This window comes from Rahnella sp. PCH160 (genome assembly GCF_047784855.1).
Taxonomy (GTDB): domain Bacteria; phylum Pseudomonadota; class Gammaproteobacteria; order Enterobacterales; family Enterobacteriaceae; genus Rahnella.
In genome coordinates, this window is record NZ_JBLOGT010000001.1 from 2,810,101 (window position 1) to 2,831,111 (window position 21,011).

Consider the following 21,011-nt stretch of genomic DNA (forward strand, 5'->3'; position numbering starts at 1 on the left):
AACATTTCGCTCCGCAGGCTATTGCAAGCAGAGCAGAACGTGACCCGGCGACATTCTGCAAACATGGACTATCTGAGGGCGAAAACAATGCTGAAAGTCATTCAATCTCCGGCCAAATATCTTCAGGGTGCTGACGCGTCTGCGTCATTCGGGCAATACGCTAAAAATCTGGCGGAGAGCTATTTCGTGATTGCCGACGACTTCGTGATGAAGCTCGCCGGGGACAAAGTGATTAATGGCCTGCACGATTTCGGCGTCAGCTGCCATGCGGAGCGCTTTAAGGGCGAATGCAGCCATGCCGAAATTAACCGTCTGATTGCCATCCTGAAACAAAAAGGATGTCAGGGCGTGGTTGGTATCGGCGGCGGCAAAACGCTGGATACGGCAAAAGCCATCGGCTACTACCAGAAATTACCGGTGATTGTGGTGCCGACGATTGCCTCAACGGATGCGCCGACCAGCGCGTTGTCCGTGATTTATACCGAAGCGGGCGAGTTTGAAGAGTATCTGGTTTACCCGAAAAACCCGGACATGGTGGTGATGGATACCACGATTATCGCGAAAGCGCCGGTGCGTTTGCTGGTCGCCGGAATGGGCGATGCGCTCTCAACCTGGTTTGAAGCCAAAGCCTGTTATGACTCCCGCGCCACCAGTATGGCGGGCGGGCAATCTACCGTAGCGGCGCTCAGCCTGGCGCGTTTGTGTTTCGATACGCTGCTGGCGGAAGGTGAAAAAGCGCGTCTGGCCTGTGAGGCCAATGTGGTTACCGACGCGCTCGAACGCATCGTCGAGGCCAATACCTATCTCAGCGGGATTGGTTTTGAAAGCAGCGGGCTGGCCGCCGCACATGCGATCCATAACGGATTCACGATTCTGGAAGAGTGCCATCATTTGTATCACGGCGAAAAAGTGGCGTTTGGCACGCTGTCACAACTGGTGCTGCAAAACAGCCCGATGGAAGAAATCGAAACCGTGCTCGGTTTTTGCCACAAGGTCGGGCTGCCGGTGACGCTGGGCGAAATGGGCGTCAAAGAGGGGATTGAAGCGAAGATTATGGCGGTGGCGCAGGCGACCTGTGCGGAAGGGGAAACCATTCACAACATGCCTTTCCCGGTTTCGCCAGACAGCGTTTACGCCGCCATCGTGACCGCAGATAAATTGGGGCAGCAGTGGCTGGCGCGCTGAATCGCCGCGCAAAACTGATCTGACCGTTCATCTGCGGCATAACGTTTCCCCTCTGACTCTGTGACAAATGCAGAACAGAGGGGTTTTTTATGACACATAAACGGAAAAGGTTATGACAAGCCGGGAACAGGATGTGGGAAAAGAAGAGGTGTCTTCGCTTATCGCGCGGTCATGGCAGCGCTGTGACCGTTTTATGCAGCGCGAAACCTGGCAGCCGCCGCATCAGGCGCAGGGGCTGACGTTTGAATCGATTTGCCGCCGCAAAACCACGCTGCTGACCATCGGGCAGGCGGCACTGGAAGATACGTGGGAATACATGGAAAACCGGCCCTGCGCGTTGCTGATTCTGGATGAATCGGCCTGTATCCTTTGCTGCTGCGGCGACCCGTACACGCTGGCGCAGCTGGCAGATTTAGGTTTTGTGGCGGGCAGTTATTGCGCCGAAAGTATTATCGGAAGCTGCGCGTTATCGCTGGCGTCGCTGCTCGGGCAGCCGGTCAAAACCAGCGGCGCGCAGCATTTTAAACAGGCGCTGCATCCGTGGTCATTCAGCTCAACGCCGGTGTTTGATAATCACGGACGGCTGTCGGGTTCGATTTCCCTTTGCTGCCTGAATGAGCAGCAGGCGACGTCGGATTTGTCCCTGACGCTGGCGGTCGCGCGCGAGGTGGGCAATTCGCTCATCACCGACAGCCTGCTGGCGGAATCCAACCGGCATCTCAATCAGATGTACGGCTTGCTGGAAAGCATGGACGACGGCGTGATGGCGTGGAACGAGCAGGGCGTTTTGCAGTTTCTGAATGTGAAGGCTGCGACGCTTTTGCATCTGGATGCGCAGGTCAGTCAGGGGAAAAATCTCAGCGAACTGGTAACGCTGCCCGCGCTGTTGCGCCGCGCCCTCAAACATGCGCGCGGGCTGAACCACACCGAAGTGACGTTTGAGAGCCAGCATCAGTTTATCGACGCCGTGATTACCCTCAAGCCGATCGTCGAAGAACAGGGCATCAGCTTTATTATGCTGCTGCATCCGGTAGAACAGATGCGGCAACTCATGACCAGCCAGCTCGGCAAGGTCAGCCACACGTTCGAACAGATGACCGCCGAGGATCAGGAATCGCGCCGGTTAATTCATTTCGGCCGACAGGCGGCGCGGGGCAGTTTTCCGGTGCTGCTATGCGGTGAAGAGGGCGTGGGCAAAGAGTTGCTCAGCCAGGCCATTCACAATGAAAGCGAATGCGCTGACGGCCCCTATATTGCGGTGAACTGTCAGCTTTATGCCGACAGCGCGCTGGGGCAGGATTTCATGGGCAACGCGCCCACCGATGATGCCAAAGGGCGACTCAGCCGTCTGGAACTGGCCCACGGCGGCACGTTATTTTTGGAAAAAATAGAATATCTGGCACCTGAGTTGCAGTCGGGGTTGTTGCAGGTGATCAAGCAGGGCGTCCTTACGCGGCTGGATGCGCGGCGGCTGATCCCGGTGAACGTCAAAGTGATTGCCACCACCACGGTCGATCTTTCCGCGCTGGTTGAACAGAACCGCTTCAGCCGTCAGCTTTATTACGCGCTGCATTCGTTCGAAATTGTCATCCCGCCGCTGCGGGCGCGGCGCAGCAGCATTCCGTCGCTGGTGCATAACCGGCTGCACGGTCTGGAAAAACGCTTCACGTCAAAACTGAAACTCGACGACGACGCGCTGGCGCAACTGGTGGCCTATTCCTGGCCGGGCAATGATTTTGAGCTGAACAGCGTCATCGAAAACATTGCCATCAGCAGTGAAAATGGCCGTATCCGCCTGAGCCATTTGCCGGAATACTTATTTTCTGAACGTCCGGCGGGCGATAACCCGTCAACGCTGATGCCTGCCAGCCTGACGTTTTCTTCCATCGAGAAAGAGGCCATTATCCACGCCGCGCGCGTCACCCGTGGGCGGGTGAGGGAAATGTCTCAACTGCTAAACATCGGGCGAACCACGTTGTGGCGCAAAATGAAACAATACGAAATTGATGCCAGTCAGTTTAAACGCAGCCATTCCAACTGATGCAGGCTGATACATTCCCGAAAGCAAAATGCCCGCTTAAAGACAGTTAAGCGGGCATGTTTAGCAGCAAAACTACAATTTACTTCTGCTGCGGCGTCTTCATAAATATCGCCGTCAGTGCGGAAAGCAGGCAGCCAGCCATCAGGTAAAGCGCCACGTAATGCCATTCGCCGCCGGAGAACGTCAGCAACGCGGCTGCAATAAACGGCGTAAAACCGCCGCCCACCACGCTGGCAACCTGATAACCTACACCCGCGCCACTGTAGCGATAACCGGCTCCAAACATTTCCGTAAACATCGGCTGTTGCACGCAGACCACCATGTCGTGGGCGATATTCGCCAGCAGCAGCGAGAAGATCACCACGCCCACAATGGAGCGGGCATCCAGCGCAATAAAGAACGGGACAGCGCTCAGCGCGCCGACGAATGCGCCGGTAATGTAGATACGCCGACGCCCGAAACGATCGGCCATCCAGGCGAACATCGGAATGGTCAGGCAACTCACGCCGCCGATCAGCAGCCCGATATTCAGAAACAGTTCGCGTGACATCCCCAGATTATGCGTCGAGTAGTTAAGCGCAAACGCGGTGACGATGTACATCGTCAGCAGCTCGCACAGGCGCAGGAGGATGATTTTCAAAAATGCGCCAGGATGGCGTGCCAGAGCTTCAAACACGGGCAGACGTTTTTTGGTCTGTTTGGGCTGCGCCACCTGAGCACGTTCAAACTCGACGGATTCTTCCATACCGTTTCGCACCCAAAGCGCGCCGAGCACCAGCACAATGCTGAACAGAAAAGGCAAACGCCAGCCCCAGCTCAGGAACTGTTCGTTGGTGGTCAGGCTGCTGATCAGCGACACCAGCCCGGTCGACAGCAGCAGACCAACGCCATATCCCATCTGGATCCCGCTGCTGTAAAAAGCTTTTTTGCCGGAGGGCGCACTTTCAACGGCCAGCAGCGCCGCACCGCCCCATTCGCCACCCACGGCAAACCCCTGAATGGCACGTAAAGTCACCAGCAAAGCAGGTGCCCACCAGCCAATCGCAGAATACGACGGAAGAATGCCGATACACGCGGTGGCGATGCCCATGATCCAGACGGTCATCATCAGCATCCGTTTGCGGCCTAAACGGTCACCGAAATGACCGAAAACAATGCCGCCGAGCGGGCGAAATAAAAAGCCAACGCCAAAGGTCGCAAAAGCGGCAAGGGTGCCCGTCGCCGGGTCGACTTGCGGAAAGAATTCGCTGTTAAACACCAGCGCTGCGGTGATGCCGTAGAGTAAAAAATCGAACCAGTCGACCACCGCTCCGGCGAAACTGCCCCAGGCAGCCCGGCGTGCGCGGTGTAGTGAAGGTATCTCCTTATCGGGGCGGGGAGTAATGAGCGTGGAGTCCATAGTTGTTCTGACCGTTCCTTAAAATTCTAAATTTTTTGTTATTAAAATTAGGCAAAAAGTTATTACGTTGTACACAGCCAAATTTCAGCCGCTGTTGAGACTACAGCGACAACCGCCTGGTTAAAACGCTTTTGCAAAATCAGCGGGTACGAAAGGGGGATTTGACTCAGGGAATGCGGATGCGCAGATAATTATCCGGTGGCGAAGGGGATATGCAATGGCTGCCACTTACAATCGGGGTGAGAGCATAATTCAAAAAATGGCTCATACCGTTAAGCACGAGCTTGCAGAAGGACTGATCTAGGTAAGAGGCGGGAAAAGGGGTTAAAATTTATCCGGTAAGGTATTTAATGCCACGAGGATCCCACTCTTTATCGTTATGTAATTGCCTGCGTTAAGCTGCCTGAGAATATCCATAACCCGGCTACGCGAAAGCTTCGTCCGGCTGGTAATAAATTTTGTCGCCGTAATGGCGTAGCGTTCCTCGACGGACATTGCCATCAGCAGCCTCAAATGATGCTTAACAATATGATAAGCATCCTGTGCGACCATGTTCAGATCGCGGTTTACATAGGATTTAAGTATGCGACCTAAAATAAGCGCTACCTCGCGCCACAACCCTTCTGTTTCAATAATTTTAAGTGCGGTTTCTCGCGGGAGGACGTGCAAAATTATTTCAGTGTGTGCGAGGACAATTACGTCGGCACTATAGAACGACTGTACAAGCCCCAGAATTACTGGTGCCTGGGTTTCGTGGATAAGTAGACGGTCGCTTTTACGATAAAAACCTACCAAACCTGATTTCACCAGCCAAATGCACTTATCATCTCGTGTCAGGTCGAGAAATAGCTCGTTTCGTTTACAAATGCGCTTTTCGCTTTCGCCTTCGGTTGCTGAGAAAACTTTTTCTAGCGCAGAAAAATAGTGTTTTTCCACATCCAGCAGGTCACTAAATGCGTTGTCCATAATATCCTCATCAGAGTCACGGTAAGTCTAATGAACTATAGCGCATTCTAATGAATTATTCTAAGCACAAAAACCCACGGAAGTTCAAAGTAAACCCCTACATTAATTTAAATATAAGTGGGGGTTCTTATTATATGCAATAGAGAAAAAATGTGGTTATTGGATTTCGGGTACAGTATTGGACTTTCAATCCAATATCATTCACGTCCTGAGATTGCAGCTGTTGGAGCAACATATAATATAAGCCCACGATTAAGTCGTAAGCCAATTTAAGATTATGTGTTTTTCTTATTTAATCTTAAATATAGAAAATTTATGTGTAAGGAAAACTTTGATGAAATTCTCAAAAATCGCAGTAGCTCTCGGCCTTGGTATGGTTATGGTTTCCGGTGCTCAGGCAGCAACAGATCAGGGACACGGTACGATTCACTTTACGGGCTCTATTACTGACGCACCTTGTTCAATCGCCCCCGAATCGGTCGATCAGACCATCCCATTGGGTGAAGTATCAAACGTAGTGTTAAAAGATAGCGGCAGATCTGACCCGGCTCTTTTTAAAATTTTGCTGACCCAGTGTGACACAACCACTCTGAAGGACGTTGATGTAATCTTCAGTGGTTCACCAAGCACCGGTAATAAGGATTTGTTGGGTATTACAGGTTCTGCGAGTGGTGCGAGTATTGCACTGATCGATGGTTCCGGCAGCCCGATCATTTTGGGTGAGAAAACCAAGGCACGTCCTATCGTAGCCGGCAGTAATGAGCTGGATTTCTCAGCCTTCCTGCAAGGTGACGGCGCTTCCGCAACTATTGTCCCTGGTTCATTCTCAAGCGTTGCAAACTTTACCCTTAGCTACAACTAAGTCCACATCCGGTGATGTGTATTTCTAATCATATCACCGGATAACACAGAACAATTCCGTGTAAAGGCCAACTTGATGTATTACAGCGGACCTTTGTTTTTATTTATATTATTCTGGTCTTTATTTTCTAATGCTTCTGTTAATTCTGATTTCAATACAAATCAGGGTTCAATGCATGGGCGTGCAACATTACAGGGCTCAATAATAAATTCCGCCTGCGCAATAGATTTCAACAGTCGTGATCAAACACTCAGCCTGGGCGTGGTAACAGCCGCAGAGATTGAACAGTTTGGACACGGTGCAGAGACAATATTCACTATCAATTTTATTAATTGTTCGTTAACAACAAATAGTACACAAACAAACTGGAATTATTTAAGAGTTACTTTTGAAGGTGACATTTTCGATGATGATTTGTTTGGCATTGATGGTGGGGCGACGGGGTTTGGTGTTTCCATTCGAGATAATTATGGAAAATCGATATTGCCGGGTCACGCAATAACAATAGGCGCAACGGAAGTGGATGGTTCTGGAATTAATTATCACTTACGCCTTGAAAAGGATAAAAATCCATTACAAGCAGGGAACTATCATTCAGTAATAAGATATAAACTGGATTATTTTTGATGACTAACAAAACCACAGTGAAAAGAACATCAATCGGACAGTATCCTTTATCGCTGCTGGCAATCATGACGGCGCTGGTACTGCATAGTATCCCTGCCTTTAGCGCTGATGTTGTCGAATTCAATACAGATGTGCTGGATGTTAAAGATCAAAAGAACATTGATATTTCCCAGTTTTCACGCGAGGGTTTCGTGATGCCTGGGAAATATCAAATGGATATTCATATTAACAAACAGACTTTAATGGATCAGCCACTGATCTTTATGGCACCGCAAGATGACCCTAAAGGTAGCATGGTCTGTTTATCTCCCGAGCAGGTAAAGTTATTAGGGCTTAAGCAACAGTATGAAAGTAGCCTTAAGTGGTGGAATAACGGCCAGTGTCTGGATATTACTTCTCTGGAAGGTATGCAGGTAAAAGCAGATATCGGGACTAATGCACTGTATTTAAATATACCGCAAGCTTACCTGGAATATACTGCAGAAAACTGGGATCCCCCCTCCCTTTGGGATAACGGCCTGTCCGGTGTACTATTCGATTATAATTTGAACGCTCAGCGTAATCGCCCGCAAAACAATGAAGCAACAACCGATATCAGCGGCAACGGAACGACCGGGTTGAACATTGGTGCGTGGCGTATGCGCGCGGACTGGCAAGCACAAAAAAATTCTGCATCGGACGATAGCGCACAAAGCAATTCCTGGGACTGGAGTCGCTTTTATGCTTATCGTGCGCTGAAAGCGTGGAATGCAAAGCTGACGATGGGCGAAGATTACCTCGCTTCCGATATGTTCGATAACTTCCGCTTTGCAGGGGTAAGCGTAAAATCTGATGACAATATGCTGCCGCCAAATCTGCGTGGTTATGCGCCGGAAATTACCGGCGTGGCAAAAACTAACGCTAAAGTGACGGTGAAGCAGCAGGGACGGGTGTTGTATGAAACACAGGTTGCAGCTGGCCCGTTTCGTATTCAGGACTTGAATGATGCCGTATCAGGCAAGCTGGAAGTGACCATCAGTGAACAAGATGGTTCTGTTTCAACATTTCAGGTTGATACTGCAAATATTCCGTATTTGCCGCGCCCGGGCTCGGTTCGCTTCAAAGCCGCAGCGGGCAAGCCGGATGACTCTGAGCACCATTCAGAGGGGCCTGTATTTGGTACTGGCGAATTTTCATGGGGCATAAACAACGGTTGGTCCTTATACGGCGGCTTGCTGGGTTCGGAAGGTTATAACGAATCTTCAGTGGGCATTGGTCGTGATTTACTGGCGCTGGGTGCAATTTCTTTCGACATTACGCGTTCAAACGCGCAGTTGGAGGATGGAACTCACACCGGTAATTCTTACCGCATAAGCTATTCCAAACGATTTGATGATTATGATAGCCAAATTACCTTCGCAGGTTATCGCTTCTCAGAAAAAGAATTTATGAGTATGGATAATTATCTGGACGCACGCTATGGCGATAACCAAAGTGAAAGCGATAAAGAGATGTATACCATAACCTTTAATAAGCAGTTTAAAGACAGCGGACTAAGTCTGTATGCCAACTACAGTCACCAGACATATTGGGACAATCCTGCGGACGATTGCTTTAATATTTCATTATCGAAGAGTTTTGACCTCGGTAAAATTACCGATATTAGCGTTAATCTGTCACTCTATCGTTCAAAATACCAGGGCGTTACCGATGACACTGCGTATATTAGCATTGCAGTCCCTTTAGGCGGAAATGCCTCATTGAGCTACAGCGGACAATATGGTGGAGACTCAGGAACTCAGAGCATGAGTTACAACAAAATGGTCGATGCTAATAATAACTATAGCGTATCAGCGGGGTTGGGATCTCAAAATAACACCTCGTTCAATGGCTATTATACGCACAATGGTGACATTGCAAAAATGACTGCAACAGCAGCTTACTCTGAAGGTGATTATAGTTCGGGTGGGCTTTCTGTTACCGGTGGTATGACAGCGACGCCAGAGGGCGCGGCATTACATAATATTGGTTCACCTGGTGAAACGCGCCTGATGGTGGATACCAATGGCGTAGCCGGAATACCGGTACAAGGTGGAAGTGGAATGACGCATTCGAACTATTTTGGCAAGGCGGTTCTTTCTGGCATTAACAGCTACTATCGCACCAATGCGAATATCAATGTAACTCAGTTGGCTGATAACGTTGAGGCGGTTAAATCTGTGACTCAGGCAACGCTGACTGAAGGAGCCATCGGCTATCGTAAATTTGATGTGATTGCGGGCGAAAAAATGATGGCTATCATTCGCCTGAAAGATGGATCAGTTCCCCCGTTTGGCGCAACGGTTTTCAATGTTGACCACCATGAGACGGGAATAGTGAATGACAATGGAATGGTTTATCTCACGGGTATGAATTCCGGCGAGAAAATGAATGTCGCCTGGGATGGAAAACAGCAGTGTGAAATACAACTACCGAAAGTTATTAAGACAGAAAATAGCGATGGCTCACCTGCTAATCTGCTGTTGCCTTGTGTTAACTCGGTAAATTAATGACTCTTTTTATCGTTAATTTAGCGCCTGGGGCGCTAAAATATTTAGGTGTTTTATGAACAAGCAATGTGTAATAAGTCTCTTTTTGTTAGCCGGTGTCGCTGTCTCTTCTCAGTGTGAAGCTGCCATTTCAATGGATCGCACCCGCATTATTTTTAATGGCGATCAGAAAGCACTGAGTATTAATATTAGTAACCAAAACCAGCAACTGCCGTACCTGGCACAAGCATGGATTGAAGATGAAAAGGGTAATAAAATCAATTCCCCGCTAACGATTCTTCCTCCTGTACAACGCATGGAACCCGGCGCCAAAAGTCAGGTGAAAATCCAGACGCTGGCAGGAATAAATACCTTACCGCAGGATCGTGAGTCGCTGTTTTATTTCAATCTGCGTGAAATCCCTCCGCGCAGTGATAAATCCAACGTATTACAGCTTGCTTTACAAACTCGCGTGAAACTATTTTATCGACCTGTAGGAATTATCCCTAAGCAGGAAAGTAGTTCTGCAACCTGGCAAAAAGAATTAACGCTGACTAAACAAGGGGACAGTTTTAAAATTAACAACCCAACATCTTATTACATCACAATTATTAATGCTCGTGCTAACGGTAGTACAATCGCAAACAGTTCCTTTAAACCAATAATGGTTGCGCCGAAAAGCAGTATGGACCTCGGGTCAAATAAACTGGGTAGTAGTCCTATGCTTACCTATGTGAATGATTACGGTGGTCGTCCAACATTATACTTTTCCTGTAATGGCAGTGAATGCAAAGTAACCGCAGATAAAGTTGAATAGCGTTATTATGAAGACAAAGTTTTTCGCGATTCAGGCGGGTATATGTTTAGCTGTAAATTTATTCCTCAGCCCTTTTTCATGGGCAGAGAACAGTGACAACTGGAATGTTGAAGGCATGCATGGCGAATTAAACATTTCAGGCATAATGACAGAAGCTCCATGCGCGATGGATATGACCTCCAATTTTCAGGAGATTGAATTGGGGAATTTGAATAACTCTCAATTTATTAAGCCCGGGGATCAGGGGAAAAAGATAGACTTAATTTTTAAACTCCATCATTGCATTGTGTCTCAATCACGTCTTCAAAATCTGCGCAGTGGTGCTGTTTCGTGGTCAAGTGATCAGCCTCTGCTCTATATGGAATTTGTATCGAAAAGAAGCGACGTAAATCCCGATCTGGTAGAGTTAAAAGGTGTGCGCGGTTTAGGATTACGCATCTTTGATGAAAATCTGCATGCAATTCCTTTAGGGAAATTTAGCGCCCCACATTTTTTAAACTCGGGTCAAAATATATTGAAATACAGTGTTGCCTTTGAACGCACAGCGGAAAAGGTTACCTTCGCACCTTTTCAAGCGACGATAGATTTTAGGATGTATTACTATTAAATAATGATTTTAAATAATCCAATAATATGAGTGCCGGAAATGAAGATAAAATTTTTTTCTATGGTTTTACTGGTCTTCTTTAATTCATTCGCCTGTGCATCAAGTTTTACGGCAAATTTTACCGGTAGTTTGTCTCATGGTGCTTGCACACTGAGTTCTGCAAGCGCAGAACAAACAATTGATTTTGGGAGCATTATTAATAAATACCTTATTGCCAATGGGGTTTCACCGAAACAACCGTTGATTATTCAGTTATCAGGTTGTGATATTACATCCATAAAATACGCAAAAGTCACGTTTTCAGGAACGGCAGACAGTGAACAGTCAGACTATCTGGCTGTCACGGGCAGTGCGAAAGGGATTGCTATAGGAATTGATACTTCAGATGGTGTCCTTTTGCCTATTAATACAACTTCGCCCACTATGAACTTACAAGATGGAACAACGAATCTGCTTTTTTACACTTATGTGAAAGCAAGTTCTGCAGCTATTGCCAATGACGGTATCGGTTTAGGTGACTTTTCCTCAATAGCCACGTTCGTTATTAGTTATGAGTAATTATTATGTTTAAATCTTTCTTATATATCATCATCAGTATTATTTCTGTGTTACATTTTATTCCCTGTTATGCAGCAGAAGCAGGCATGCCATGTTCAGCAAACACTCCCCAAAATGGCGGGTATTATGATGTTCCATTCTCATTAGTAAGTAATAATACAAACCCTAACGAAGCTACTGATGGAGAAACTTTAGCAACTTTGACTGTTGACCCGATGACAGTAAACTGCTCCTGGGATAACTCTGAATTCCATTTTCAGCTGTTACCGAATGGATCGCAAGTTGAACGTTTAGGTTCTGACTATGTATGCTCTCTTGGCACAAACGGTATAGGGGTAATCTGGTACGATTACAGAGGGGTAAGTATTAGCTGCGGTGGTTGGCAAGATATCTTTATTATAAATACGGGTAAAGGGGGTTCAACGGTCAGCGAAGCAGGATATTTAGTCGGCCGCGTGGTCAGAACAAGTAAGCCTTTTGACCATTATGGTGTCTACAATGTGACTATTAAAAATATGGATGTGAATTTAAATGTGAGTTCAAGTACCAATTATGGTCATTGGGGCACGGCAAAAATTTCTGCTCCAATAAGCTTCACGGTCTCAGGTTGCGTGATGCAAACCTATGTAAAAGCTGTTGATTTTGGTGATGTCAATATTGATTCTGCGACGACAACTGAGCTGGCTAGAAAGAGCTTCAATTTGCTCTTTACTCAATGTGAAAATTCTTCGGATATGAATACCTTCATTAACTCTGTAAAGCTGACCTTTTCCTCTTCCACAATGAACGCTACAGGGAAAATTGATAATAATACCTGTGAAGAATGCGCGAGTGGCGTCGATATCGCCATTCTTAACAGCGAAGGTACAGTTATTGATCTAAACAAAAAACAGAGTATGTCTGCAGATTCAATGAGAGAGGGGGATACCGCATTTAGCTATCCTTTCCAGGCTATTCTGGAAAAAAAATCTTCTGATTCTACGCTTGATACCGGAAAAATAGATGCTTCATTAGTGATTAAAATTGAATATTTTTAAAATTATATTTCTTTAGCTAAGGTTATTAATTTGGGAAAGTATTTTCAATAAGGTAAATATAACTGATTTATTCTTTAGACATGATTTATAGAAATATTGAATATGAGTAATAATTACTTAAAAGTTAAGGCGGAGAGTTTTTGAATCGTTAGCAGACATTTGGGATACTTCAGTTTCAAACTAAAATGACTCAATCTAAATCATAGAGAGATTTTCCAAGATGCCGAAAAGCAAAACGCCCGCTTAAGTTTCCTTAAGCGGGCGTTTCTAATTTGGCTCCTCTGACTGGGATCGCCTTTGCCAGTAACTGGCTAATAAGCAAGCTAAACTTGAATTCCCTTTCTGTCAAGACCCCCAGAATGACCACCAATAGTTACTGGTTACATAAATCGATTTGAGCGGTCTACGTTCATTTGGTAATGGTAATCATGGTTATATCTACGATAGTAGTGTTTTTTCTGTCTCCATCTCGGAATTGTACCCGAGCAAATACCTGGAGGCCTGTTCTGTGCATAGGTTGTGTGAAAAGGTTTTTGGTCAAAGAGAGACTGCCAAAAACAGAACTGAAAACCGCGCTCGTGCGTAAAATTCGCCCCTAACTAACCAGTTGAGCAGTTTCAGATTTTGCGTAGACTGGCTATAAACAAGTTGCTTGGACTGCCCCCGACAATGGTGAGCGGCAGTAATATGACCGCACAAATAGACTCGCATTGAAAAGCGACGTTCGGGGTGAGTGGCAATCAGATCCAGATGCTCGTAGGGGTAGACATCAGGATGAGGGCACTATCCTGTGGGCAGAGCGTGGCTGACTCGACGAAGTACTCAAATCCTGAAAACGAAGCCTCATCTTCACGCTCGATTTCTCTAAATACAAATCAAGCGGCTTATCTGGAATTCGCGAGCGGTATGTAGTCTTGAAGCGGAGTGGTGATTCCCCTCGCTTTTGGTATGCAAAGAATGCATCTAAAAGGGCGTAAAAGTTGTGGAATACGCGCTTTTCCGTGAGGTGTGGCTGGTTGACAGAAAAATATGAACACCTTCTAACCCGGCTAACAGGAAATTCCAGGTTAGGAGAATTTGCATACACCTTCTTACGAAAATGACGGTGTTAATGAACAGTCCCGATCAAATCAAATGAGAATACGAAGAGCTGACAAGACTGCCGCTTGATTCTGACGCGACCGCAAAGCGGCGACATGGTTTTGCATTCGAGCAGTTGCTCACTGGGCTCTTGAATGTGCTGCCCGTAAACCTAAAGGATTCTTAACAGTTAACCGATGACGCTGGCTCAGATCCGCAACTTGAGGAGAGTACCGATGCAGTACATTGACAGACGGCGTGTTCCGCCGCCGGAGGAATTACGGGATAATAAGCTTTTTAGCAACGGGGAGCGGATGGTGCAGTTTTTGCAACTGGATCCCAGTAAGCGTGCGCAAACCCGCGTCCCGCAAAGCAGTATTCAGTCTGATAGCTATTCCCGCGTACTGCCCGCGCTTCACTCGCTTTTTCGTGGCCGCTGTGCGTTTTGCGAATCGCAAACGTTAGCACTGAACATAAATTATTTTCGCCCCGTGAACGGTGCAGAGCCACATTACGGGCTGGCGGATAGCCATATTTACTATGCCTGGCTGGCAAATGCTTGGCAGAACTTCTACCTAGCCTGTGAAGAGTGTAACGTGCGTAGCCGTAACTATTTTCCGGTGAAAGGGGCCCGAGCGCCTATCCCCACGCAACAGATGTATATGCAGTATCTAGAAAGCGGTACAGGACTGTGGCCAGAGTGGCCACCTAAAGAGAGAGCTCTGTTGTTAGATCCATGCAAACTTCAGAACTTTTACACCCATTTTTCGGTGGAAGTTGAAGGTCGATTTGTCGCGCGATCTGAAGCGGGAAATGAAACCATCAATACCTTTGGCCTTAATCGCAATGAACTGGTCACACAGCGGTCGATTCGTTTTAGTCAGTACCTTGAAGGTTTTACCAGTGCCATTAAGCACTCTTCCTCCGGCGAACTCAAAACGCTGTTCTGTTTTTCAGAACTTGAATTTGGGGGGAGCTGGTATCTGCTATTACGGCGTCTGGCGGAAAAAATCGGCACGTACAAAGGGCCAAAACCAAATCTCTCTCCGGCAAGGATTAACCGCCTGTTTTTACCGTTGCTTAAAGAGCCACGCGGGCTGGAATGGTTTACTGACGCAATAAGGGAGAACCAGCGTGAAGAACCGCTTCTAAACGGCGAATTCAGCGACGAAGAGGTTACTGGCGCAAAACCAGCCCGAATAAGCGGGGTTGATTTTAAAAATTTCAAATCGCTGCAAAAGATAGAGCTGAAGATCACCTCTGCGACAGTAGATGATGATGGTTCACCGATAGCACCAGCGGTGCTTATCCTTGGAGAAAATGCCACCGGAAAGAGTTCAATCCTTGAGGGTATTGCACTGGCGTTGACCACCGAGGCAGCAAGAAAAAAACTCACACTTAACTGGCGTAGCTATGTGCTGGATCCGCAGTTCATGGGGGGGAACCGGGGCACGGCTCTGATACCGCCTATGTCAATATTCTCAGCTCAGGACAGCAACAGCTCAAAATGACGTTCAAAAAGGGAGGTTATCGGATCAATCGGGAACAAGACTTTAATGTTGGGCCGGTCTTCGCGTATGGTGCCTTTCGTCATTACCAGCATAAGCAGCACCGGTATGTCGCTGATCACCCAGTGCGAAATCTTTTTGAGGGCAACCTGCTCGGCAACCCACAGGCTTGGCTGTTGGGACTTGAAAAATATCACTTCAATATGGTGATCCGGGCGTTACGTGATGTACTAGCGATAGAAGAGGAGTTTGACGTTGTTGAGCGTGATGAAGCGCTGGGGGTGTGCTATATCGTCACGCCGATGCTTCAACAAAACGGTGAGTCTGTTCGTATTCGCACTCCGCTTAACATTGTCTCATCGGGATTTCGTTCCGTGCTTGCGATGGTATGCGACATCATGGCAGGGCTGATGAATCCGCAATTTAATCCTAACTTTGAGACGCTAGATAGCGCTCTGGGCGTGGTGTTGATTGACGAGGTTGAAGCGCACCTTCATCCCCGCTGGAAAATGCAGATAATGAAGGGATTGCGTCGGGCGCTGCCTAATATGACCTTTATTGTCACTACTCACGATCCGCTTTGCCTGCGGGGGATGTGCGATGGCGAAGTGGTCGTACTGCAAAAAACGGTGAATGAGAATTTGGTATGGCGCGATGAATTACCCATTGTAGTTCAGATATTGACCGCTTTGCCGAGTATCGATACCCTGCGCGTAGATCAGCTTCTGACTGCCGACTTCTTCCAGCTCTATTCCACTGTTGAGCCGAAAATAAACCAGCAGATGGCCCACGTGGCTGATCTGCTGGCAAAGAAGCAGCAAGCGATCCCATTAAATGACGTGGAAAAGCGAGTCCTTGACTCGTTCGAGAAAGATATCGCCTCAGCAATGCCCGTCGGGACGTCGGAAGCGCATCGTCTGGTGCAGGAAGCTGTCGCGAATTATTTGCAGGAACGGCATCGGGAAACGCCGAACTTACGTGCGGCATTGCGGGAAAGCACAAAGGATAAAATTGTTGATATTCTGAAGCAGGTACTGCAATGAGAAAGGTCATCCGCACACAGGAGCAGACGTTACCCCCCTCAGCTCTGAATGCGAAGAAAAGAGATGGGACAACAGAACTGGAACGCTCCAGGGCACATTATGCCGTAGAGCGGGAGAAAAAAGAGAGTTACGATTTTGTCGCATATAAAGCCGATGAGGTGAAATGGCGGCTTAACGCGCTGTTTCATTATAAATGCGCCTATTGTGAGAGCTTCTTCTCGGCCTCCGCACCGGTGGACATAGAACATTATCGCCCCAAAGGCGCTGTTAGCGAGGACGCAGCACATCCGGGTTACTGGTGGCTGGCGATGGACTGGGATAATCTCCTGCCAAGTTGCATTGACTGTAACCGCAAGCGCAAACAGCGGCTGGTTGATGGGGCAACCGAACTTAGTGTACTGCTGGCTCGCCAGACGCAATCACGTAATTCGTCAGGTAAGCAGGACAGCTTTCCTGTCGCGCGCGGTGGGCAGAGGCTTATGCCGGAAGATAAAAACTATGTGGCCGAGTCGCCACTGCTGCTCAACCCTTACTATGACAATCCCGACGAGCATATACAGTTTGTCAGCATTGGCAACCCGCCGGTGAGTCTGGCGATCCCGATTGGCGAAGGGCCAAGCGAGCGCGGAGTCACCTCAATTCATATCTACGGTCTTAACCGACTAGGTCTCGTGCAGGAGCGGACGCGCTATCTGCGTCGGCTGGTGTTTTTAGGTGAAATGCTGATTTCTCTCGGTGAACTTGTCGAGGAGATTGAGGCTACGCCGATATCTGATGAGATTAAGGTGAGCATTAATCGCAAGCTGGAATTGCTAATGAAGTGGACCGGGGAAGAGTTGAAGCAGATGACCTCAGTGGATCAACCCTATTCGGCAATGGCAACAGCTTGGGTGATCGGGTTTAAAGCGGCTATGGCGGAGCACTAACGCGATAATAGTCTGGCTCAGCCTGAATAGGGATGCAGCACGATATTTTGTTTATCTGTTTCACAATAACCATTCGATCCGCAAACAGTTTTATACCATATGCCTTTAACAAATTCGTATAAACAAACTATCAGTCCTTGTTGTAATAAGTACAAAAAAATAACCGCTCAGGTTTTCCTGAGCGGTCTCCTTAAATTTGGTTCCAGACTGGGATCGCCTTTGCCATTAACTGGATAATACGTAAGTTAAACCTGAATCACTATGCTGTCAAAACCACCAGAATGACCACAATAGTGATAGGGTACATAAACCTTAAAATCAGCTCCTCATAACCGCCAAAAAGAACAGAAAAACGAAATTACGCAAATAATTAACTTTATAATAAATACCTTTAATAAGGGCATTTGCTTAATTTTTAGTGGTAATTTATAGTCGTGCGAGATGAGTCATTTATCAATGATAAGATTGGGTGCATACTCCCGTCTTTAAAATCGTAAACTATCATTTCTGGGTGGTGCAAATCGAATGCTTGACCTATAAATACAGATGCAGCATTAGATGCACAAATTAAAATATGCATTTTTTTTACACCGAATTTTGATTTTAAAGTATGGAAGTCGTAATTAAGCTTTGAAGAGAAAAGTACACCATCAGTAGGGTGTGGTATTGCACCGTTATCGAATGAATCATTTTTTGGTTTATACGTAATTATTTTTGCACCAAGCTTTTCGCTCAAACTTTTTGCTGTCATCAGCATAGCATCAGGAAATGCAGTAAAAGCTATACATATTATAACCTCTTCATTTATTTCCAGCGTTTCAAATCCTTCTCTATTATAAAATACTCCAGATGCAGTGGCAGAAGGCCACTTCCAGCAGGCACCGTCTCGGTATCTCAGCATAGGAGTATATTGACTTTTGTTTCCAAGAAATGCTCCCAGTGCGACTAATGCAGGTGTTGGACCAAAAGCAAACAATGCTGCTCGGTGTCCAGAATCTCTTGTCTGCTGAATGATTTTATCTGCAGCCATTTTTATGCTAAGGGGCATAATATATTTATGAGATTCTGGGGCTTCCCGAGTAGAATCATTACTATCGTAAATGCTATTGACTACACCACTCATTTTCAGATTAAGTGTAGAGAGGCATGCTGAAATTTCTTTTTTGTTCGGTGGCGATGCAACATTCGTGTTTATGGGCCATAAAATCGAGTAAACCGGTATTGGTTGATACTTAAGGCCGTTAAGAAGTTCATCAGCATCGCTAATAAACCTACTTCTCATATTCGATAATATTTCGGCAGTGTAATCACAGGTAGCAACACGATCTATTAATCGGTGGTGTTTATCACACAACAAAAGTATATTGCTCGGTTCATTTGAAAGCAAGTTTGATAAAACAGGAATGCCACGTTCACCATTCTCAGAAGAAGCAACATTATGAGCTAGGTAAGAGTAATTTCCTTCCTGTCCTGTCAACTCATCGATATTCAAATGCTCGCCACATCCAATAAACATGCAGCGGCTATGACTAGCCATATTCACAGCTCGTCTAGTTTCAACTGTGAAATCTTTTCCTCTACCTTTTTCCCGACTCCCTTTTTCTGCCGCTACAAGGAACTCTTTTAACTCTATGAAATTTACTTCAGATGACTGCCCTCTAGTACGCAGGTATATAGCATGTATAGATTCGAGAGTTAGGAGATCTTTAGATAATAAACTATTACCTTGAAGATATGAAAGTGTTAATTTTTTGTCGTAAGCAAATTTTCTTATAACTTCTATAAATTCGGCAGGTGGTAGATTTAATCTAAAGCAAGATTTTACAACTTCCTTGTCACTTAAAGTAATAATAATATTTGAACATCCTTCATCACTCATTACATCCACACAATCCCATTTTATTTCAGTTTCTATAAACGACGAGAAATCTGTAATTGATGATTCATCTTCAAGAGGAGGGTAGTTAGTCTGATTAAGCAACTCATTTTTATTCATTTTGAGACTCCCGAGAAAGTTTGACTTGACTAAAATCAATGCACTTTACTTTTGGCACACTTCTAAATTACTATCAATATAGTAAAATATCATGTAATACCTTAAAGAATCTCAACAATTTCATGTTTTGCTAGGCTTTGTTGAGTAAATCAGATTTTGGATAAGCATCTCAGTAACAGGTTATTGCTATCAGGAAATACTCGCGCTTTCCGGCATATCTGCCTTCGTAATTTTATTCAACCCATGGACCATGTCCAGGCCTGTGCAACTTGTCAACGAAGTCACGCAGCGCCAATGAACCACCGAACAACGGCTTCACTCTGTACTTCCCCGTTTTGGCTGTCGAACGAAGGGAGTACTCAGTTTTCTATTACCACCGCGTATAGCTCCCGCTCAAACGCTGATTCGCAACAGCAGGATGCGGTCTTATATTGTACCCGCCGCTGGGCGGTGGTATCAGTGTCCTGATGCTCTTACGCCGCAGTTAATTGTGACATAACTGCGTATCGTAAGCGCCATCAGCTGCAGCTGAGCTTACGGTGGGTATGCCATATGAGCGTCGGGGAGGCTTTTGAGTCCGTCACATTGTTAAGCGACATAACTTCATGCGTTTTTGTATCCACACCAAGATGCAGCTTTCGTCATATGTTATGGCGTTCTTTCCCGTGTTTTTTGATTTTCCACTAATCTTCATCAAAGACTTTCAGCCCTGTTGAATCAATAACCAGATGGGCGAATTTACCTCGAATGGGCGTTTGAAAACTGGCGTTATCTGACATTGCGTACTAACTATCACTACTGTAATCTGGATTCAGTAGTGGAACATCCATCAATGGAATCATTGAAACCTTGGACAGCTCGTAGATTCTGCCGGAATACGCGTTTAATCACTAAGTAAGACAGTTGTGGCGGTTAGGTCAGAATAGCGCTGGGGTTTTCCCCATGAAGAAGGCATTGCTGACTCATACCATGCCTGAATAGCTTCATCGTCCAGACAAAACTTGGCAGAACCACGGCTGGTAAGGGTCTTGTTGTAAGTGCTTCAGATTGTGATTCTGAACTTCTGCATACCACAGGATTGCCGGTGTTTAGAGGATGATGCGTGATCTGCTTCTGCCATTGAGAAAAAGTTCGATTTATTCAAAAAAGCTGATATGGCATTTAAAAACATTAAAAACAACATGTTAGGGATGATTATTGAGTGGGTGACCGATTGATTAATTGACTTTTTTTGTTGTTTTGTTATTTTTCTTAATTAGTTGTTCTCAATTATATAAAATGAGTCCATGATGTTGATACCTTCGCCAGAAATATATATATCTGTTGATATCGAGACTACTGGGCCCATCCCTGGAGTATATGATCTCATTAGTATCGGTGCCTGTGTAGTCGGGAAACCTGAAGATAATTTCAGTTGTTTAGTTAAACCACAGGGTGGCTTGGTTGAGGATGAGGCTCTTGCCGTAACTGGGTTAAATATTGACTATTTGAATGAAAATGGGAGTAATATAATTCTCGCAATGGAGCTCTTCAGTAATTGGCTTGAAAGAAATGAGTTCAAACAAAAAAACTTAGTTTTCGTTGGGTTTAATGCTGCTTTTGATTGGTCATTTATTAATTATGCATTCATAAAATACATTGGTAGAAACCCATTTGGTTTTACAGCTTTAGATATTAAGTCATATTACATGGGAAGGTTCAGAACACTTTGGCATGAAACAAAATCTAGTAGAATAGATGTTAAACTCAAAACCAAAAATATGAAAACCCATGATGCTCTTCAGGATGCAATATATCAATCAGAAATATTTAGTATGATTTCAAAAAAATAATATCATTTTTCATTAGGAGA

At 46.0% G+C, this 21,011-nt stretch carries 16 protein-coding genes and 1 pseudogene; 13 read left to right on the forward strand and 4 right to left on the reverse strand.

From position 1 onward, the window contains the following. Positions 1–87: 87 nt before the first annotated feature. Together ACM5QY_RS13020 and dhaR are read left to right on the forward strand one after the other, a co-directional pair. Complete coding sequence (locus ACM5QY_RS13020; RefSeq protein WP_416121105.1) at positions 88–1,185, forward strand: glycerol dehydrogenase; 1,098 nt, start codon at positions 88–90, stop codon at positions 1,183–1,185. A 112-nt stretch (positions 1,186–1,297) separates the two neighbouring features. Continuing rightward, on the forward strand, positions 1,298–3,226 hold the full coding sequence (dhaR, locus tag ACM5QY_RS13025; protein WP_416121107.1) for a dihydroxyacetone kinase operon transcriptional regulator DhaR: 1,929 nt from the start codon (positions 1,298–1,300) through the stop codon (positions 3,224–3,226). Positions 3,227–3,305: 79 nt separating this feature from the next. On the opposite strand, the gene shiA is transcribed toward dhaR, so the two are convergent. Continuing rightward, a complete protein-coding gene (gene shiA, locus ACM5QY_RS13030) occupies positions 3,306–4,625 on the reverse strand; it encodes a shikimate transporter (RefSeq protein WP_416121109.1) in 1,320 nt (439 codons plus the stop codon). 324 nt (positions 4,626–4,949) lie between these two features. After that, positions 4,950–5,591 (reverse strand): helix-turn-helix domain-containing protein, encoded by a 642-nt coding sequence (locus ACM5QY_RS13035; protein ID WP_416121111.1) that lies wholly within the window; start codon positions 5,589–5,591, stop codon positions 4,950–4,952. A 334-nt stretch (positions 5,592–5,925) separates the two neighbouring features. On the opposite strand from ACM5QY_RS13035, the gene ACM5QY_RS13040 reads away from it, so the two are divergent. The 10 genes from ACM5QY_RS13040 (at position 5,926) to ACM5QY_RS13085 (ending at position 17,163) form a co-directional block, all read left to right on the forward strand. Continuing rightward, a complete protein-coding gene (locus ACM5QY_RS13040; RefSeq protein WP_416121113.1) occupies positions 5,926–6,453 on the forward strand; it encodes a fimbrial protein in 528 nt (175 codons plus the stop codon). A 75-nt stretch (positions 6,454–6,528) separates the two neighbouring features. Beyond that, entirely contained in the window at positions 6,529–7,080 is a 552-nt protein-coding gene (locus tag ACM5QY_RS13045; RefSeq protein WP_416121115.1) for a fimbrial protein, read from the forward strand. Further along, positions 7,080–9,608, forward strand: a complete 2,529-nt coding sequence (locus ACM5QY_RS13050; protein ID WP_416121117.1) for an outer membrane usher protein — start codon at positions 7,080–7,082, stop codon at positions 9,606–9,608. Before ACM5QY_RS13045 ends, ACM5QY_RS13050 begins: the two co-directional genes overlap by 1 nt. Before the next feature lie 55 nt (positions 9,609–9,663). Further along, positions 9,664–10,404, forward strand: a complete 741-nt coding sequence (locus tag ACM5QY_RS13055) for a fimbria/pilus periplasmic chaperone (protein WP_416121119.1) — start codon at positions 9,664–9,666, stop codon at positions 10,402–10,404. A gap of 7 nt (positions 10,405–10,411) precedes the next feature. After that, entirely contained in the window at positions 10,412–11,011 is a 600-nt protein-coding gene (locus ACM5QY_RS13060) for a fimbrial protein (protein ID WP_416121121.1), read from the forward strand. Between the two features lie 39 nt (positions 11,012–11,050). Beyond that, a complete protein-coding gene (locus tag ACM5QY_RS13065; RefSeq protein ID WP_416121123.1) occupies positions 11,051–11,569 on the forward strand; it encodes a fimbrial protein in 519 nt (172 codons plus the stop codon). Between the two features lie 5 nt (positions 11,570–11,574). After that, positions 11,575–12,606, forward strand: coding sequence for a fimbrial protein (locus ACM5QY_RS13070; RefSeq protein WP_416121125.1), 1,032 nt, complete (start codon positions 11,575–11,577; stop codon positions 12,604–12,606). 1,316 nt (positions 12,607–13,922) lie between these two features. Beyond that, positions 13,923–15,197 carry an AAA family ATPase gene (locus tag ACM5QY_RS13075; RefSeq protein ID WP_416121127.1) on the forward strand — a complete coding sequence of 425 codons (1,275 nt, stop codon included), beginning with the start codon at positions 13,923–13,925 and terminating at the stop codon, positions 15,195–15,197. Further along, positions 15,194–16,237: an AAA family ATPase gene (locus ACM5QY_RS13080; RefSeq protein ID WP_416121129.1), complete on the forward strand. Its 1,044-nt coding sequence runs from the start codon at positions 15,194–15,196 to the stop codon at positions 16,235–16,237. Before ACM5QY_RS13075 ends, ACM5QY_RS13080 begins: the two co-directional genes overlap by 4 nt. Next, entirely contained in the window at positions 16,234–17,163 is a 930-nt protein-coding gene (locus ACM5QY_RS13085) for an HNH endonuclease (RefSeq protein ID WP_271311551.1), read from the forward strand. Before ACM5QY_RS13080 ends, ACM5QY_RS13085 begins: the two co-directional genes overlap by 4 nt. Before the next feature lie 415 nt (positions 17,164–17,578). Here ACM5QY_RS13085 and ACM5QY_RS13090 read toward each other — a convergent pair whose 3' ends face one another. Beyond that, positions 17,579–19,159 carry an SAVED domain-containing protein gene (locus tag ACM5QY_RS13090; protein WP_416121132.1) on the reverse strand — a complete coding sequence of 527 codons (1,581 nt, stop codon included), beginning with the start codon at positions 19,157–19,159 and terminating at the stop codon, positions 17,579–17,581. Between the two features lie 189 nt (positions 19,160–19,348). Further along, positions 19,349–20,233 (reverse strand): annotated as a pseudogene (locus tag ACM5QY_RS13095) (IS5 family transposase); the annotation flags it as partial. A gap of 212 nt (positions 20,234–20,445) precedes the next feature. Here ACM5QY_RS13095 and ACM5QY_RS13100 point away from each other — a divergent pair. Continuing rightward, positions 20,446–20,991 (forward strand): 3'-5' exonuclease, encoded by a 546-nt coding sequence (locus tag ACM5QY_RS13100; RefSeq protein ID WP_416121134.1) that lies wholly within the window; start codon positions 20,446–20,448, stop codon positions 20,989–20,991. Positions 20,992–21,011: the final 20 nt, after the last annotated feature.